At 39.1% G+C, this 14,497-nt stretch carries 15 protein-coding genes; 7 read left to right on the forward strand and 8 right to left on the reverse strand.

Annotated features, from left to right (window positions below; all coding sequences use genetic code 11):
• Positions 1–384: 384 nt before the first annotated feature.
• The 3 genes from C9J35_RS09385 to C9J35_RS09390 all read left to right on the forward strand — a co-directional run bounded on the left by C9J35_RS09385 (position 385) and on the right by C9J35_RS09390 (position 1,294).
• Positions 385–609 (forward strand): hypothetical protein, encoded by a 225-nt coding sequence (locus C9J35_RS09385; RefSeq protein WP_107924299.1) that lies wholly within the window; start codon positions 385–387, stop codon positions 607–609.
• A 27-nt stretch (positions 610–636) separates the two neighbouring features.
• Positions 637–780 carry a hypothetical protein gene (locus tag C9J35_RS23550; protein ID WP_167395940.1) on the forward strand — a complete coding sequence of 48 codons (144 nt, stop codon included), beginning with the start codon at positions 637–639 and terminating at the stop codon, positions 778–780.
• Between the two features lie 181 nt (positions 781–961).
• A complete protein-coding gene (locus tag C9J35_RS09390) occupies positions 962–1,294 on the forward strand; it encodes a YqzG/YhdC family protein (protein WP_327323228.1) in 333 nt (110 codons plus the stop codon).
• A gap of 41 nt (positions 1,295–1,335) precedes the next feature.
• Here the strand turns inward: C9J35_RS09390 and C9J35_RS09395 are convergent, their stop codons facing one another.
• Positions 1,336–1,890: a DJ-1/PfpI family protein gene (locus C9J35_RS09395; protein WP_107924300.1), complete on the reverse strand. Its 555-nt coding sequence runs from the start codon at positions 1,888–1,890 to the stop codon at positions 1,336–1,338.
• Between the two features lie 329 nt (positions 1,891–2,219).
• On the opposite strand from C9J35_RS09395, the gene C9J35_RS09400 reads away from it, so the two are divergent.
• The 3 genes from C9J35_RS09400 (at position 2,220) to C9J35_RS09410 (ending at position 6,023) form a co-directional block, all read left to right on the forward strand.
• Positions 2,220–2,618, forward strand: a complete 399-nt coding sequence (locus C9J35_RS09400) for a MarR family winged helix-turn-helix transcriptional regulator (protein ID WP_107924301.1) — start codon at positions 2,220–2,222, stop codon at positions 2,616–2,618.
• A 5-nt stretch (positions 2,619–2,623) separates the two neighbouring features.
• Positions 2,624–3,814 carry an MFS transporter gene (locus C9J35_RS09405; protein ID WP_107924302.1) on the forward strand — a complete coding sequence of 397 codons (1,191 nt, stop codon included), beginning with the start codon at positions 2,624–2,626 and terminating at the stop codon, positions 3,812–3,814.
• A gap of 553 nt (positions 3,815–4,367) precedes the next feature.
• Complete coding sequence (locus tag C9J35_RS09410) at positions 4,368–6,023, forward strand: methyl-accepting chemotaxis protein (RefSeq protein WP_107924303.1); 1,656 nt, start codon at positions 4,368–4,370, stop codon at positions 6,021–6,023.
• A gap of 212 nt (positions 6,024–6,235) precedes the next feature.
• Here C9J35_RS09410 and C9J35_RS09415 read toward each other — a convergent pair whose 3' ends face one another.
• The 5 genes from C9J35_RS09415 to C9J35_RS09435 form a co-directional block, all read right to left on the reverse strand.
• A complete protein-coding gene (locus C9J35_RS09415; RefSeq protein ID WP_107924304.1) occupies positions 6,236–6,853 on the reverse strand; it encodes a C40 family peptidase in 618 nt (205 codons plus the stop codon).
• A 502-nt stretch (positions 6,854–7,355) separates the two neighbouring features.
• Positions 7,356–8,102, reverse strand: coding sequence for an amino acid ABC transporter ATP-binding protein (locus tag C9J35_RS09420; protein WP_107924305.1), 747 nt, complete (start codon positions 8,100–8,102; stop codon positions 7,356–7,358).
• A gap of 11 nt (positions 8,103–8,113) precedes the next feature.
• Positions 8,114–8,770, reverse strand: a complete 657-nt coding sequence (locus C9J35_RS09425; protein ID WP_107924306.1) for an amino acid ABC transporter permease — start codon at positions 8,768–8,770, stop codon at positions 8,114–8,116.
• A gap of 190 nt (positions 8,771–8,960) precedes the next feature.
• The gene (locus C9J35_RS09430) at positions 8,961–9,767 is read right to left on the reverse strand and encodes an amino acid ABC transporter substrate-binding protein (RefSeq protein ID WP_107924307.1); all 807 of its coding nucleotides are present in this window, start codon (positions 9,765–9,767) and stop codon (positions 8,961–8,963) included.
• Positions 9,768–10,041: 274 nt separating this feature from the next.
• Entirely contained in the window at positions 10,042–10,434 is a 393-nt protein-coding gene (locus C9J35_RS09435; RefSeq protein ID WP_107924308.1) for a ribonuclease HI family protein, read from the reverse strand.
• Between the two features lie 183 nt (positions 10,435–10,617).
• On the opposite strand from C9J35_RS09435, the gene C9J35_RS09440 reads away from it, so the two are divergent.
• A complete protein-coding gene (locus tag C9J35_RS09440; RefSeq protein ID WP_054767583.1) occupies positions 10,618–10,809 on the forward strand; it encodes a zinc-finger domain-containing protein in 192 nt (63 codons plus the stop codon).
• 285 nt (positions 10,810–11,094) lie between these two features.
• Here the strand turns inward: C9J35_RS09440 and C9J35_RS09445 are convergent, their stop codons facing one another.
• Both C9J35_RS09445 and pepF read right to left on the reverse strand, forming a co-directional pair.
• Positions 11,095–12,078, reverse strand: coding sequence for an SEC-C domain-containing protein (locus C9J35_RS09445; RefSeq protein WP_107924309.1), 984 nt, complete (start codon positions 12,076–12,078; stop codon positions 11,095–11,097).
• A 325-nt stretch (positions 12,079–12,403) separates the two neighbouring features.
• The gene (gene pepF, locus C9J35_RS09450; RefSeq protein ID WP_107924310.1) at positions 12,404–14,209 is read right to left on the reverse strand and encodes an oligoendopeptidase F; all 1,806 of its coding nucleotides are present in this window, start codon (positions 14,207–14,209) and stop codon (positions 12,404–12,406) included.
• Positions 14,210–14,497 lie beyond the last annotated feature (288 nt).

The following is a 14,497-nucleotide window of genomic DNA, read 5'->3' on the forward strand; positions in this document are numbered from 1 at the left end:
GTAAAATATCAAATGCCATCTCAGGGAATACGACACTGAAAGAGCATTTAGGCTACTTCAAAATGACGCAAGCAAAGTGTAGCAGTTTAAAGAGAAGCTCTAAAAGCTATAGAAAAAAACGCTTCGATGCTTTTATTTAAAGGGCTTGGGGCGTTTTTTTTTTGCGTAGTCATGTCACTAACAAATGGAGCGAACAAAGGGGTGACATTGATTGCATGCAAACAGTCCCGTTTAAATACTGTTTGGGTCATGCGAAAAAATTTTATGCCGAAGTTAGGAGTAGAAAACTTCTACAAAATGTACAGGTGTCTTCTGTCATTGAAGTTTTCCCCAAAGCATAAATCTTGCTTTCCTGAGCACATTACAAGTAGGAGGTGAGGAGCTATGGGCAATAGAAATAATAAAAACAACAAAAAGACCATGAATGCCAGAACGCACAATCCTTTTGATACCTATAAAAGCAAAGACCTTGATGACAGTAATAGTAATAACAATAACCCAAATGACAACCTAAACGAAGAATTCTCTGCCGAATTTGATGCCAAGGCAAAAAACAAAAATAATAAAACGAACCATGATAAAAATCAACAATCCAATAAAAGAAAATAACTAATCTTAGCTGGAGGTGGAACGGTAATGGCGAAGAAAGGTAAAACAAGTTTTAAAAAGAAAAAGCAAGAACATAAAAAGAAGAACAACAATGATCGTGAAGAATATTCAGCTGAGTTTAATGCAGTGATTCATAATAACGTGCAACAACCAAAACAAAGTAATAAATAAAACGATTACGAATAGTTTTGGCGTATTTATTTTTTACTGATTCCGCACATTTATACCAAATTGATAAAGGTTTGTTGGCATGACTTTTTGAGGCTATGCAGTGCCGATGCCATTTTTTCACGTTCCAACGAATACATGCTATTCAGTAATTAGCGCAATCGATAGTAAAAGGAGGCGTTCGATGATGCGAAAATTATTTATGGCACTTGGTATTTTTTTGATGGTTAATGCTGCTCCTCTTCATATGTCAACGATTGTTCATGCACAACAACAAGCCCCAAGTTATGCAAAATGGGGAAGGCTCGCCATGAAAGAGACACAAGCCAAATATCCCCAAGCGAAAATTATTGACTATCTGCATGAAGGAAAGGAAACTTCTGCAGATGCAACGATTGAAAAATTTAAGTTGTGGCTAAAAGAAGGTAACAAGGAATTCGGCGTTTATGTAAAAATCAAGTATACGACCGTAACGGAAAAAGTGGTCAATATTGAGTTTCAAGAAATGGCTAGATAAAAAAGAGGGTGCCTATAGGGTATTAGGCATCCTCTTCTGCATTAAGCTTGTAATTTTTCAATGAATTCCCGCATGACACCAGGTAAATCAGGCCATGCATGACCGCTTACGAGATTGCCATCTGTATGCAAATTGGCCTCAATATAAGTGGCACCGGCTACTTGAACTTCGGGCTTGCAGGCAATATAGGCTGTTAGCTCTCGCCCTTTGAGGACCTCAGGCATAGTCGCGAAAATTTGCGCTGCGTGACAAACTGCGGCAATGGGTTTATTGGCTTCAAAGAAATGGCTGACAATCGCTGGGACATGCTCGTTTAAACGAATGTATTCTGGTGCGCGGCCACCCGGAATGATTAAGCCATCAAATGTCGATGGATCAATATCTGCAAAGGCAGAATGGGCCTCTAAGCCATACGCAGGACGTTCGATGTATGTATCGACGCCTTCCACAAAATCATGTAGTACCGTTTGTAATTTCTTCACAGAAGGTGCAGCAATCGTCACGTTATAGCCAGCCTCTAAGCAACGATAATATGGATAAAAAATTTCCAACGCCTCAACCGCGTCACCTGCAATAATTAAAACGTTTTTCCCCATCTTTCCAACTCCTTTTCTTTGTCAATCTAGTAACTTTATTCGACACTATAGGAAGATTCCCTGCCGAACAGGATGATTTCCCCAAAAGATAATACGACGATCAGTTAGTGTTCGAAAAATCGAAATTACTGATAGCGCGTGGAAAATCGCCAGTAACATAGAGAAAATCGCTGCTAACACACAGGAAAATCGTGAAAACCGCTGCTAACACACAGGAAATCGCCACTAGATAGTGTCATAGGTCCATAGGTAAGCAACTTTCTTTACAATGAAAAAAATCAAGCGTATAGTATTTATTTAGCTAGGTAAATAATTTAGGCGGTGAGAATATGAATCCAATCTTCCATGCTTTATTCCAAAAAAGTCGCTTTTTAACGAATAGTTTAAATGAAGTATTGAAACAGCATAATCTGTATAGTTCGCAATGGACTATTTTATATTGCTTGCAGAAGCACGGTGCTATGTCGTTAACGCAAATTTGGAAGTATTTGAATATCGAAGCACCGAGCGTCACTAGAGCCATTTCTCGGCTTGAAGATTTAGGCTGGGTGCAACGCGTCGATGGCGACGATAAGCGTGAAAAAATCGTGACATTATCAGCGATGGCTGAGCAACGCTTACCAGCAATTACGGCAACCATTTTGGCGTTTGAGGCAGAAATGGTCGGTTCACTGACTGCGGAAGAACAGCAGCAATTTCTGACCCTATTGCAAAAAATGAAAGGTTGATAGACATGCAGCAAGAAGGAAGTACACAAATATGGACAAAGCGGTTTATTAGTTTATTTATAACGAATATAACTGTATTTTTTGTTTTTTATGGTTTAGTCACGACATTACCACTTTATACAATCGGCGAGCTTCATCAAACCGATAAGGAAGCGGGACTTTTATTATCAGGTTTCTTGTTATCCGCTATTATTGTCCGTCCTTTTTCGGGAAAATTATTGGATGTCTTTGGCAAGAAAAAACTATTAGTTATTTCGATTATCGGCTATTTTCTATGTACGGTTTTATATTTATTTATTCATCCATTTGGACTGTTACTCGGTTTACGATTTGTGCAGGGGATATTTTTTAGCATTATCACAACCGCAGCAGGTTCTTTAGCGGCGGATATTGTACCAGTGAGTCGCAAGGGTACAGGGCTAGGGTATTTTACAATGTCTACGAACTTAGCGGTCGTTATTGGACCATTCATTGGCCTACTACTCATTCAATATAGTAGTTTTAATGTGTTATTTATTGTCATGAGTATTTGTGTTTTAGCAGGTGGCCTATTAGCCGTAACGGTGAATACGGATGATTTACCGCAGCCTGCACATCAAGGCAAGTTGACATTTAAGATGAATGATTTATTTGAACGTAAAGCATTGCCAGTAGCTGCCATTGCAAGCTTAGTGGCTTTTTCATATGCCAGTGTATTATCGTTTTTATCGGTCTACGCGCAGCAAAAGGATTTAATGGCCGTGGCCAGTCTATTTTATGCAGTGTTTGCGGCAGCGATGCTGATTACACGTCCGTATACAGGAAAGCTCTATGATACAAAAGGGCCGCAGTTTGTGATTATACCGGGCATAATATCGTTTGCAATCGGTCTGATTATGCTGGCATTTGTTTCAGGACCAGCATTATTTTTGTGTGCAGCTATTTTTGTTGGTTTCGGTTATGGGGCTGTGACCACGAGCTTACAGGCTTTAGCAGTACAATCAACAGCACATACGCGTAGTGGTTATGCAACTGCAACCTACTTTACGATGTTTGACCTCGGCATTGCACTAGGTTCTTATATTCTAGGGATGGTGGCCGTGCAAGCAGGATATGCTTCCGTTTATTTGACAGCTGCAGGTTTACTAGTCGTTGTCTTTATCATTTATTTACTGCGGTTAGCCAAAATAAAAGCAAAAAATGTAGCTCATATATAGGACAACGGGGCTCTTGTATCCCGATGACCAATGCCTATAAATCGCTTAGTACAATAGCTTTTCGTTCTCAACGGGACTTTTTCCGTTGAGTTTTTTTATGCGTTCATAAGTGTATAAACTCGAAACCTAACACATTGATTTCACAATTCTACAGCAGTTCCCTTTCGCAAGTAAAAGAACAAGACAATAAGCAAATTATTTCGCAATATTTTCCTGAAAATAAACATTTGTTTATAATAATAGGTAAAAATATCTATTGAATGCGAGTTTTTTGGCTGTCTATTAATATAATAGGCATTTTAATTGATGTATATTTGAAAATGTATTATGTTACGCTGATGCTATCAATGATATAAAAAATTATGAATATTATGGTAAAAATTTAGGTTTTAGTAAAAGAATGCTTCTATATACATATGCAGTACAGCATTCTATGTAGCCATTCCCTATACTAATCGCCTCTTTGGAACATCGTTTCACGGCTGTTTCCTGTGATTTTATCTGTGAATTTGTTGCGAAATCTAAAAATTTACCGTTTGAAGGGGATGGACATATGCGTAATGCAACGATGTTTAAAAAACTATTTGTCTTAATTGCTACTTTTGTTGTAACGATGGTTTTCTTAGTAGGTAACGGGTACATTGAGATGTCGCGGTTGGCAGGAAATACGAAGGAAATGTACGAGGATAGTTTATTGCCTTCCGTAAGTTTTGGTAAATTCAGGGCAAACAACCGCACAATGGAGAAGATTTTGTTTCAAATAATGCAGCAAACAACGAAAGAAGAAGGGGAGCAACTACTGGCTCAAAAAAAAGAATTAGTCGCCGCTAACCTTCAAATTCTGGAAGAACTGCAGAAGGCTAATCTGTCTTCAGATAAGAAGGAAGCACTAGCCGAGCTGTCTCAGGTTTACCTAAGTTACTTAAATGTCCACAACAATTTGTTAGCTCTTGGAAATGCAAATAAAAATGTTGAGGCATACCAGCAGTATAAGACAAAGGGGATAGAAGCGATTAATGCCCTTTTAGCAATTACGGATCCATTAGAGAAAGCCATACAGGAAGAAGCTGCTCAGCGAAGTCAGGAAAGTGGCGCTGAGGCGAAGCGAGTTACTCTGCTCTCTCTTATCTTCTCAAGTATTATGATCGTGCTATGTATAGTGGTAGGTTGGTACATTACACGCATTATTGTAAAACCACTCAAAACTTTAAATGACAAGATGAAAGAAGCCGAGAAGGACGATTTCACTGGTAAAGTCAATTACGTGTCAAAAGATGCAATCGGACAGTTAACAAATGCCTTTAATAACATGATGGAAGGACAAAGGCAACTTCTCAACGAGATTATGCAAACATCGCAGGATGGGGCGGCTTACTCGAAAGAGCTAGCGGCAAGCGCCGGGCAAACCACTATGGCAAGTGAAATCATCGCCCAAACAATTCATGAAATAGACAATCAGGCACAAGCTGTGGAACAAGTTACACATACACTGCAATATATGGGTGATAATATCCATGCCATTGCTTCCAGTGCACAGGATGTATCCAACATAGCGATTGACGCTTCCGAAAAACCGCTACAAGGAAACGAAATCATTATGAAAGCAGAGCAGCAAATGAACTCGATTCATGTTTCCATCAATCAGTTAGGACAAGTAATAGACAATTTAGGACAACGCTCAGAAGAAATCGGTGAAATTGTTGGCACTATCACCAAAGTTGCTGGACAAACTAATCTCCTCGCCTTGAATGCAGCCATTGAAGCAGCAAGAGGAGGAGAAAGCGGCAGAGGCTTCGCGGTAGTTGCAGCAGAAGTGCGCAAGTTGGCCGAAGAGTCCTCTCTATCTGCTAGCAAAATAGCTCAAATTATTTCTTCTATTCAAACAGAAACGAATAACGCTGTACTTTCTATGAAATCGGTCACTGATGAAGTATTGAATGGGATTGAATCCGTTAGCATTGCCGGTATGTCCTTCGAGCAAATCCAACAGTCTGTTAACAGCGTGACGGATAAGATTCGCGGGGTCACTTCGGCCGTTCAACAACTGGCTTCAGGATCTGAGCAGTTAGCTCATTCAGTTCATCTCATTAATGAGTTTGCTGAAACATCGGCTACATCTGTGGAAAATGTTACGAGTGCTATTGAAGAACAGTTAGCTTTTGTGCAAGAAATTTCCTCGGCTTCGGATGCATTATCGCAAAAGCAATAGCACTTGATACGCAGATTAATCATTTCAAAATATAAAGCGCATGCACGACTTTGTCGCACACATTATCACCATGTAACGCCTTGTAGCAAGTTGCAAAGAATGAGAATTACAGCGTTCAAACATACAGTCGTAGAAATTACCGATGGTAGATTTATTGTAAAAAAAGACTGAAGACACTCGATTTCTTTCGAGTTTGTCTTCAGTCTGATAGTTTACGATAAACGACCATACCCTACAAAATACTGCTTCCAATAGGAGCTATTGATGTTAGCGATGGTTACACCACTATTGCTAGCATTTATCATTTGATTATTGCCAATATAAATGCCTGCATGTGAAATACCTGGCTTATATGTATTAGCGAAAAATACTAAGTCCCCAACTTGCGGTGTAGTCACTTTTTTGGCTGAATTATAAAAACCTGCAGCCGTTTTACGAGGTGTTGAAATACCAGCATTATTATAAACAAAAGTGATATAGCCTGAGCAATCAAAGCCTGTGCTCGGTTTTGCACCACCAAACGAGTATTTTACACCTAGTTGTTGCTTAGCGATTTGTACGAGGTTAGTCGTTGGTTTAGGTACAGCAGTTAGCGTAGTATTCAGGTTAAGTTTTTGTCCCACAAAAATGTTTGTAGATGATAAATGATTCCAGTTCATCAATGTTTGATAAGATACGCCGTGTTGACTGGCAATCTTCCATAAAGAATCACCAGACTTTACTGTATATGTTGCGGCTGAGGCTGTGTCAAACGTAGAAAAAAGCACAGACGAGCTTAATGCCAAGGCAGCTAACTTCATGCCCCATTTCATCTTTTTATTCTTTGTCAAAATATGTATCCTCCTAAAGCTTTGAAGCTTAAAACTTGGTATATTAATGATATTAACATTGGAATATTACAGTTACATGTCAACAAAATAACATTAAGGATACATTTCTATTTTAGTGAAATAATAATAATGCCATTATTTTTATATCTTTAGAGTGGCTATACACTGTGCCCGATGAAAAGCATTGACGAAAGCAAATAAAAAAGCCACTCATGATTTTTTCATCAGATGAGTGACTTTAAATTAGATAAATGTTATAAGTGTTTATAGCTAGAAAGGTAAAAATCCACGAAGATTTCTGTCAGTCATAGGAGGGGGAGCAAAGGCGACATAGCAAATGTTGTATGTGGTGACAGCGAAGTATCAACCAGAAAACGCCTTCGTGACCACCATCCTCGTGCCATTGTTGCCCCTGCCTTACTCGCATAAAAGGCACCGCGGATGTTTACCATATAATAAGAGGGTGTAATGGATTCAAAGCTTTGTTAAACAGCCCATCTTATTATTTTAAGTTCTTCTGCAAAAATGCCTTTGTACGTTCGTTTTGTGGATTCGTAAAAAATTCTTCAGGATGATTTGCTTCAATAATGTCGCCACCATCCATAAATACCACCTTGTTTGCGACTTCGCGTGCAAAGCCCATTTCATGTGTTACGACAATCATCGTCATATGCTCCTCGGCTAAATCCTTCATGACTTTTAACACTTCACCTGTCAGCTCGGGATCTAGTGCTGAAGTTGGTTCATCGAATAATAAAATCTGAGGATTCATCATTAGTGCGCGTGCAATGGCTACCCGTTGCTTTTGTCCACCAGAAAGATTAGCAGGGTATGCTTTCGCTTTATCGGCTAGTCCAATTTTTTGTAGTAAATCCTCACTGCGACGTGCGATGGCATCCGGCGCTTCCGTTTTCAGTAAACCCGGTGCAATCTCAAGGTTTTGCTGCACTGTTAAATGGGGAAATAAGTTAAAGTGTTGAAACACCATGCCCATTTTGGCCGTAATTTTTTTTATGTCTTGCGGCTTCGCATAATTTCCTTCTTGCACTAAGTAATCCCCATCGACACGAATACTACCACCATTAATCTCTTCTAGATGAACGAGGCTTCGTAGCATTGTGCTCTTACCAGAACCTGATGGTCCGATGACAGCGACGACATCTTTTTTCTCAATGTCAAATGTAATTTGTTTTAGTACTTGCAATTCACCAAATGATTTCTTCAAACTCGATATTTCAATCAGTGCCATACGTGTCACCTCTATTCAAATTTAAAACGTTTTTCAAGCCATTTAAATACTACCGTTAACATTAACGTCATGACTAAGTAAATAGCGCCAGCAATGAAGTACGGTACAATCGTAAAGTCACGATTTACTGCTGTTTGTGCAAAGTGAAGTAGCTCTGGTACTGCTACAGCATATAGCAGTGCTGTGTCCTTGATTAATGTTACTGATTCATTTGATAAGGCCGGTAAAGCTACACGAAACATTTGTGGCAAAATAATACGTGTTGTTGTTTGCCATTTCGTCAAGCCTAGTACTTGTGCGGCTTCGTATTGCCCTTTATCAATCGCCAGTAAGCCACCTCTGAAAATTTCCGCAAAGTACGCGGCGTAATTTAAAATAAAGCCCAAACAAGCGGCAACAAAGCGATCTAGCACTAAATACTCGCCAATTACGGGTATCATCGGTAAACCAAAACATATTAATAAAAGCTGTAGCAAGAGTGGCGTCCCACGCATCACGTAAATATACGTATGTGCAAGCCACGATAGTGGTTTTATCCGACTTTTTACAGCTAATGTTAGTAAGAAGCCAAATGGAATCGATACGAGAATTGCAATTATGAACAGTAGTACCGTCATTTTTGCTCCTTCAAGCATCGGCAAAATCATTGTTTGCCAGTAGTCCACCATAAATATTTTCCCTCCAAAAAGATAAGAGTTTCACGAGGAAACTCTTAGCCATAGATATCATTCAATTATCCCGTAATAACGGTTGTTAAGACGCCCATTTGAAAATGAAGGTCAAGCACTCATAAGTACCCGATTGGTTCAACGAATTGAGGAGGACCAAATACGAACCCCATCCAATACACGTTGCCCTTTATTTTAAAACCTTATCTTCACCAAACCATTTTGTAGAGATTTCAGCGGCTGTGCCATCTTCATTCATTTTATCTAAAGCGGCTTGTAGCTTTTCTAATAAGGCTTCATTTCCTGGTTTTACACCAATACCATATTGTTCTGGTGCTAGAGATTCTTCTAATAACTTGAATGTATCAGGTTCTTGCGTCATGTAATATTCTGCGACAACGGCATCGATAATGACTGCATCGACACGACCTGTTTTTAAATCTGTTAAAGCTAAAACGTTATCTCCAAACTCTGTGATTTTTTTAACGTCTTTGTGAATTGGATTACTGTTTAAAGCATCTGCGGCAGAAGACAGGGCTTGAATACCAACTTCTGTTCCTGCTAAATCGCTAAGTGCTTTGATTGTTGAATCTTTTTTTGTTAACACCACTTGCGAGTTTTCTAAATAGGGCTTTGTAAATAAAACTTTTTCTTTACGCTCATCTGTAATGGTATAACCATTCCAAATTAAGTCGATACGACCACTCATTAATTCGGATTCTTTTGTTTTCCAGTCGATTGGTTGGAATTGTGCTTCCATCCCCATATGTTCAGCCGCTGCACGAGCTAAGTCGATATCAAAACCAACAATTTCATTTTTATCATCACGGAAGCCCATTGGAGCGAACTTATCATCAATACCAATGATGACTTTTTCTGTTGCTTTGTTTGAGTCAGTTGAACTATCTGTTGCATTTGATTTTTCATCAGAAGTGCCACATGCGGCTAAAGCTAGCACGGCAGTAAGCATAATAAGTAATGTGAAAATACGCTTCATTGTCAAAATTCCCCTCACATAATAAATGTATTACTAGCAAATAATAGTTTTACGCTTTCTCTTACTAAATTACTAATGTGTCAAAGGTATCACCATGGCATAAAGTTGTCAATATCCCTAGGGAATAATTCAATATATAAATATATTTTTTAAGCGATTTACGGCTATTGAGGGAAAGCATTTCAGTTTTCGAGGAAAAAGTACCATAAATTTACTTGTTGTCACTTTTCTAAACAAGGAATAAAAAAAAGCGCTGGTTTATGTTGTCAGCGCTTTAGCTTTTTTCGTGTTGAATGGCCGCACGTGCAAGCGCATCAGCAGCTTTATTTTGTGAATCTGGTACCCATTTAATGAAAAACAACTCGAAGCTACTAGCGAGCGTTAATGCTTGCTCAAGATAAGGTTTAAACTCTTCATTTTTGACATATTCTTTCTCCATAGAGGCCACAACAATTTTAGAATCTGAGCGCACTGAGACAAGGCTTGTACCAAGCTTCTGTGCTTCTTCTAGACCACGCACTAAAGCACTGAATTCGGCAATATGATTATTGGTGTGACCAATGTATTCACTGAATTGCAGATGGTGTCCCTCACCTTTAATGAAAATGCCAATGCCACTTGGACCAGGATTACCTGCGCTTGCGGCATCTATATAAACTTCCAACATAAAATCCCTACTTTTCAATTAGATTCAATGATAATTGTACAGCAAAAATGTTGTTTCTCAATCTACAATACCATCATAACAATTTCTGTTAAATAAGGATGAACAAAATAGTTGCTTGTACAAAATGTTCACTTCATAATAGTAAGAAGCGAAATTTGGACGTGAAAGGGGTTAACGTTCTTGATGGATAAAGTGACAGTTATGAAAGATCTTGATGAACTACATGATATGTATTGCGCTGATTGCTTAGTCATGAAGCAACTGCGAAAAGAACGTGGTAAAACGGGAGCGCATCGCTTCTGTATTGAAGGTTGCACAGTAGGGGAGCGGCTGCAATTTTTAGGGGAAGAGCTACTGAAAGTATATAGTAAATAGTGTCTTCCGCTGTAGTAACTACAATAAAATAAGATTTATTGCTAAAAATAATCATATTTGTCGTATTCCACGCATAAATATTAATATGTTCGGAAATAATAATATTGGTTGGTTACCATAGAAAAAGTTACTTTGTTATCTGCATGCAGATAGCAGTAGTAGCTTTTTTTATTGTACATCGTTGTGTCGTGCGCTAAATCACGCTATTCTCCGTTTTCTTGAAATACATAATAAAGCCGCACGCTCTAGGTTGGACCTGAACGTGCGGCACTAATATCTATGTTTTTATTTCGTCGCTACGTAATTACTTAAGTCTTGATAATATTTTGTCAGTGAAGTTGCTGAAATATCAAATGTCGCCGCAATTTCTTTTACTGTCATTGATAATGATTCGAACAGCTCTTTTTCTTGCCCATAGCGAATCGCACCCGCAGCGATAGCCGCTTCTTTACGTGCAGAAGGTTGTCCTTCGATTAAATAATCTTCTAAAAGCTCTAACATCGGTTCTGTTTCACGTTCATTTTGCTCAAGGAACTCTTTTACTTGGGCAAGCACACCGTTTTCAAAGCTTGTAAATTCTTCACCTTTGTAGCCATTAGATACAAGGAGCTCCCAGAAAGATAAATGATCCTCTTTTAAGAAAGCCTCCACTTTTTTCCCAGAAGCCTCAAAGTTTTTCTTCAATTGTGTAAATACTTTTTCATGGTCTTGTGGGAAGAAAATAAGTGTTGAAACAGCTAAGTACTGTGCTTCTTTTTTCGTGCCATCAGGTAGGATAAATGCAAATACTTGCATCCCTTCAGGAATTGGCTTGTCGTTTTCACGACGAATATAGATTTCTTGGTTTGACAGCACATGTGTAGCTTTGAAATATTTTTCCTCTACAACAGACACGGTACCAATAAATAATGTAGGTTGTGACCAACCTTCTAACACTTTTAAAGTGGAAGGTCGAACCGTCTTTTTCTTTGTTTTCTTTAAATAACCTTTCCAAATAGATGGCTCTTGGTGGAAGAAGAAGTCGTCCAATGCGATTGCTTCGATAAGCTCACGCTGTAACACGCTCTCTAATTTAGGCTGCCATGTGCCCACGTGCTCAATATAGGCACGGACATCTTTGCGTTCTGGGTACTCTAAATAGAATGTTTGTAGTACACGCTCTAATTCTTCAATTGCCACAGTTTCTACTGTTACTTGCTGCTTACCTTCACAGCACTTTTTATATTTTTTGCCGCTACCGCATGGGCATGGATCATTACGTTTTACCATAATTAGAAACACTTCCTTTGAAAATTGTTAGTCGATTTTTGCTAAATAAATTGCGTACACTTAATAATAACGGTACTTTTGTACGAAGGAAAATGATTATCTATTTTGAAATATCAAAAAAATGTAGAGGGACGCCCTGATTCTAGTATATGTACGTATATTCTCGCTTAGAACTAAAAAAAGAAAACCATCACGCCTGTGAATGGAAAACGTCCAGGGCACAAGGGAAAATCCACTGTCCAAGTGGTTCACAGCGCAAAGTGGCGAACCAAGCTAAAAAAGCAGCCTACATCAGTAGGCTGCTTGTCGCGAGGGATAGCTACGTTTATCCTTCAATTTCCTTAGTTAGCCGTTCGAGCTCATCGATTAAATGACCGATATAAGCAATCGTATCCCGAAGTGGCTGATCTGTTGTCACATCCACACCTGCCATTTGGGCAAGCTCTACAGGGGATTTTGTGCCACCCGCTTGGAGAACTGCTAACCATTCATCGACAGCCGAGCTACCTTCTTTTAAAATGCGTTGCGAAACTTGAGTTGAAATCGTTAAACCAGCACTGTATGTGTAAGGGTATAAGCCCATGTAGTAGTGTGGCTGACGCATCCAAGTTAACTCTGCACCTTCCGTAATCTCTACAGTATCGCCCCAGAAATCTTCAAGGACCGTGCGTTTTAATTGATTTAAGACAGTCGCATTGACCGAGTCGCCAGCGTCCACTAGTTCATATACTTTGCGTTGATAAGCAGCTTCTAGTAAATGTGTCACGAAGTTATGATAATACGTTTTCGCTACGATATTTGAAATGACCCAACGTTTGAATCGAAGGTCGTCATTATGTGTTAATAAATAATTTGCCAATAGCATTTCATTCATTGTCGATGGTGCCTCGATAAAGTAAAGAGAAGGACGGCTATTGAAATACGATTGATGGCCTTGAGCATTCACAAAATGTCCTGCATGGCCAAGCTCATGTGTGAGTGTAAATACCTCATTCATGCGTTCGTTCCATGACATGAGGATGTATGGATGACTGCCATATGGACTTGAGCAAAATGCGCCGGTCGATTTCCCTTTGTTTGGCGCAAAATCAATCCAACGGTCATTAAATGCGCGTTCTAGCATGTTTTGATAATCCTCACCCATGACCGCTAGGGATTTTTCCACATAATCCTTCGCCTCAGCCATTGTTAACTTTGGATCGTAGCTAGCATCGAGCGCAATTTTTAAATCCGCAAATGTCATTGTCTCTAAATCATTCGCTTGCTGAACAAGCTTCGCGTAACGGCGCATATGCGGTGCAAGTTCTTGTGTAATAAGGTCAATTTGACGATGATAGAGCGATTGATCTACGTCTTGATCGAATAATAAATAGTCAATGACAGAGTCAAAACCTCGTAAATCAGCAATCGTTTTTTCTTGTTGAATATGCGTGTTGTATACCTGCGCAGTTGTGTGCTGATAATCACGTAACTTACTAGAAAATGCATCAAATGCTGCACGACGCACATTTGTATCTACTTCAAGTTCCCAGTCATTTTCGAATAATACAAAGCTGAGCGGGTGTTTTTTGCCGTTTGCCTCAAACTCACCGAAATTCATATCGACCAGCTTGGTTGTGTTATAGATTTCATAGGGTGCTTCAAACGTGGAACTTAGTGCCGCCAACGCTTTTTCGACTTCAGGCTGTAATTGATGCGGCTTCTGTTTTAATAATTCCTGTAAATAGTGCTCATAAAGAGGGCTCAACGTAGCAGCTTCCTCTAACACTTTTTCATCTAATGCTAATAGTTCGCTACGCACAAAAGAGAGCGCACTACTAATTTTACCGACTGCTGTACCGAATTTTGCCGCACGCATTTGTGCGACATCGTCTGTGCGATCAGCCTGTAAGTTTAAACTAGCATACGTACCTATTGGCACAAATTGCACTTGCAGTGCTTCAAAAGCTGTGAGAACGTCAATTACTTTGGATGCATCTGTAATGGTGCCCTGATACGTACGCTCAAAATTCACAGCTTCCTCCACCAATTGCGCTAAAATAGGTTCAAAATCTGCGTCATTCTCCAGCAAATCTTGTAAATTCCAAGTTTCTTCTAGTGGCACATCCTTGCGTAATGGTAAAACTTCCATGTATAAACACCCCTTTGTTGTAAGTGATTTCATTATAACGAAACTATTTCGGAAAGTGAAATAATTATAGAGAATAGTTTTAATATTGTGCTTAATTTTTATTGTGAACTGGTGAACATAGTGCTGGTCATCAACTCCTTGTCTTTGCTATAGCTAAATTGACTGCGCTTATTAAATCAAAGTTACGCTAAATACTAGATTGACTTCTATAATATATAGGCAAATCGTTGATATTTAATATTGCTTGCTATACTCACAGAATTTTCAGTTATGTTTTAAATTGTGGTA

Source organism: Lysinibacillus parviboronicapiens (assembly GCF_003049575.1).
In the GTDB taxonomy this organism is placed as follows: domain Bacteria; phylum Bacillota; class Bacilli; order Bacillales_A; family Planococcaceae; genus Lysinibacillus; species Lysinibacillus parviboronicapiens.